The sequence below is a fragment of the Nostoc sp. FACHB-133 genome (assembly GCF_014698055.1).
Classification (GTDB): domain Bacteria; phylum Cyanobacteriota; class Cyanobacteriia; order Cyanobacteriales; family Nostocaceae; genus Nostoc.
In genome coordinates this window covers 1-3,004 of the sequence record NZ_JACJSH010000155.1, presented here as the reverse complement: position 1 = coordinate 3,004, position 3,004 = coordinate 1, and the positions used below count along the sequence as shown (strand labels likewise).

Below are 3,004 nucleotides of genomic sequence, written 5' to 3'. Positions count from 1 at the left end.
TCACTGGCTGTCCGGTGTTCCACAAGCGACCACGCGAACTTCGCAATTTGCAAAGCTTATGGCTCAGTCGGTAGGTTAAGCAATATTTCGCCAGCAGTATCGCTTTTGGTGATGCCGATAGAAAAGGGCGGTCAGCAAGAGAGCTTATGCTTGACGTGAAGCCGAGATATGTGTAAAAAGCTGCAATATGGTCTGGAAATTCCTACTATATAAGGGTTTCAGCAATTTTCAAGTGAAATTGACATTCTGGTACAAATCTTGGGTATCTATAGCTACAAAAACCGGAGTATCTATTAACTTTATTTACAGATTTTACAGCTAAGACAATGGGCATCTGTCACAATGAATTGTCTAAAACCCTTACAAGAAAGTAGTTGTAGCTCAGAAGATAGGCTTTCTACCACACAGTATTTATTATTCTCTTTGGTAGGCAAAAAGCAATTATTGACCCTTACACTGCAAGTATGTTCAGGCAACATACTACATAAGCCTCAAAAACGCTAAAACTTATATATAGCAAGGCTTTTCAGACCATCTTGCAGCTTTTTACACATATCTCGGCTTCACGTCATATGTATTCTTATCTACATGAAAACAATCGCCATAATTTCTCCATTGCTATACAAAGGCGCTGGTTGCACGAACCTTCTATTTACGCCTTGTTCACTATTTCTTGTTTAACAGGGCATTGGTAGATGCAAATGATCGCACCAGTTCAAGGTTTATCGGGGACTGACTTATAGACTTGGCGTAAGAAGCACTCAGGTAAAAACGGTAATCTGGTTGATTGGCAATGTGGGTTTCAAAGAACGCAACACTCAGAACTTTTGCATAAGAGTGAGCGATCGCCGGATTGGGGCCAATAAACTCTGGTGGAACGGGCAGCACTCCGCGTCCTGAATCCGTTTTAAGCAGCGAAAAGTGAGTTGCTTTGTCCATTAATACCAAATATTTATCGGATGCCGTTAGCCAGCTAAAGGGGCGAATTTGTTCGGGGACTGCCGGAGCAAAGATATCATCACTTCCTGAAACCAACATCACCGGGATTTTAATTTGCTCTAATCCCGACTGCCCAAATACGGTACTATCGAGGGGATTCATGGCAATCACAGCTTTGATGCGATCGTCTTTGAGCAAATAGTCTTTGGGGGCTAACTCGTCAACTCTGCACTGAATCAACAGCGATAAGTTCAGGGAGTTATTTGGATTACAATCCTTGTATACTTGCTGAAAATTAATGGCAGCGCCCGCCAATGCCAGTACTGTATATCCGCCAAGAGATTGACCGATTGCGCCCACTCGATCGAGATTCAACCGTCCTCGAAACCTGGAGTCTGATTGGGAAAGCCGTTGTAGTTCATCCAATAAAAATTTCACATCCAACGGGCGATCGATTGCTGCCATTGCGCTAGGCGGAGTTGCTAATCCCGAAAAGTAATCCTGATACTTTTTCGCATTGGTGTCGGGGTGTTCGATGGCAGCAACCGCAAATCCATAGGATGCAAGATGCTCTGCCAGATAGGCAAAGCTCTGACGATCGGATGCTATCCCGTGGGAAATCACAATGACTGGAATCGGGGTTGGATTAACATCCCCGTTTTTTGGTTGAGGTAGGTACAGATCCACTAGCAGTTGACGATTCCGGGATTGATCGTTTAGGTTCAGCGTTTCTTTTTGCCAGTTAAACGATCCACCTTTTCGCAAATCAGAGCGTTGGGAAAAATCAATGAGTGTCTGAGATGCCTCAGCGATCGCATCTTGCTGAATCGCGGCAATTAGGGAATCTCGCTGTTTCAAAATTTCTGACAGATTGCTAACGATTCCACGGACACGGGGCAAGTTAAACCAAATCGTATGGCTGGGATATTTCCGCAACACATTCACAAGCGTTAAGCCATCAGAGTCTGCTGCTGCCAAGATGAATGCCGATCGCAGTGCATAAAACCCATTTTGTTGAGAACCTGTTTGAAAATCATTTCCCAACCGCTTCATTACCGTTTCTCCTACCGGAGAGTAGGTAAACTGGGAGACTAAAGTTGGGGTGACATCAAAACGCCGTTGCAATAAATCTCGCAAACTTGCTAATTCCTCTGAATTTGCAAATTTGGCATAATAGGCAAAATCACTGTCGATTTTTCCCTTCTTAGCAAAGGTTTCTAATGAATTAACAGGCAGATCAAACTGCCCAAACGGTGCATAGTAAAACGAAATTCGTTCGGCTCCACAAGCAGGAATCGCAGATGCGATCGCAGAAACCATTCCCCCCAGAACCACTCCAAACTTTGCTAGTAGCTTTCTATCAGGATTGGCTATGATTTTTTGCTGCTTATGAATAAATTTAGCTTGGGTCAGTAATTTCATATTCACCTTCAATCAGATTTAGGGCGTTGCATAAATGCGGGATGAATCTGTTAAACACGGGTAATGGTGCTATGACAACATCTCTGTTAGGGAGCCAGCACCCACTCTTTTTAGGCGAACTGCCCTCACGCAGATGTCCAGCGCAGAGATACCTTTGAGGACTATTCAATAAAGGCCACAGCGACCTGGGGACGTTGTAGCTTTATCTGGATGTCACGCCAGAGCAGAAGCGTAAGAGGGTGGCCGCCGAGATACCTGCAAAAAGAGACACATTGTAAATAAATATTGCAAACAATCCCTTGTTGATTTACGCGCCTTGCCCCAAAATGATAAAGGTCGAATCAAATTTTTGCACGGTAAAACCAAGCTTTCACCTCTTTTTGTCCCTGACACTTGCCCAAAAATGACCCTTTTAGGGAATGTTTTTATTTGAATAGTCAAGTAATGGTCGAGGCTGAAACGAAGGTAAATCAAGGGTTTTGACAATTGAGTTTACAAAACTTTACAATGTGTCCCATTTTGCACATATCTCGGCGGATACTCATGAAGTCCTTACCGGAAGCAGGACTTTACAACTCTAACGTATCAATGCTTTGGGCAAGAGTAAGATCATTCATGGTAATTCCACCTGCATCGTGGGTTG

Annotated in this window: 1 protein-coding gene; it reads right to left on the bottom strand. The window is 43.7% G+C overall.

Annotated elements, in window-relative coordinates; translation table 11 throughout:
• Positions 1–666 precede the first annotated feature (666 nt).
• Positions 667–2,361 carry an alpha/beta hydrolase gene (locus H6G86_RS38005; protein WP_190938709.1) on the bottom strand — a complete coding sequence of 565 codons (1,695 nt, stop codon included), beginning with the start codon at positions 2,359–2,361 and terminating at the stop codon, positions 667–669.
• Positions 2,362–3,004 lie beyond the last annotated feature (643 nt).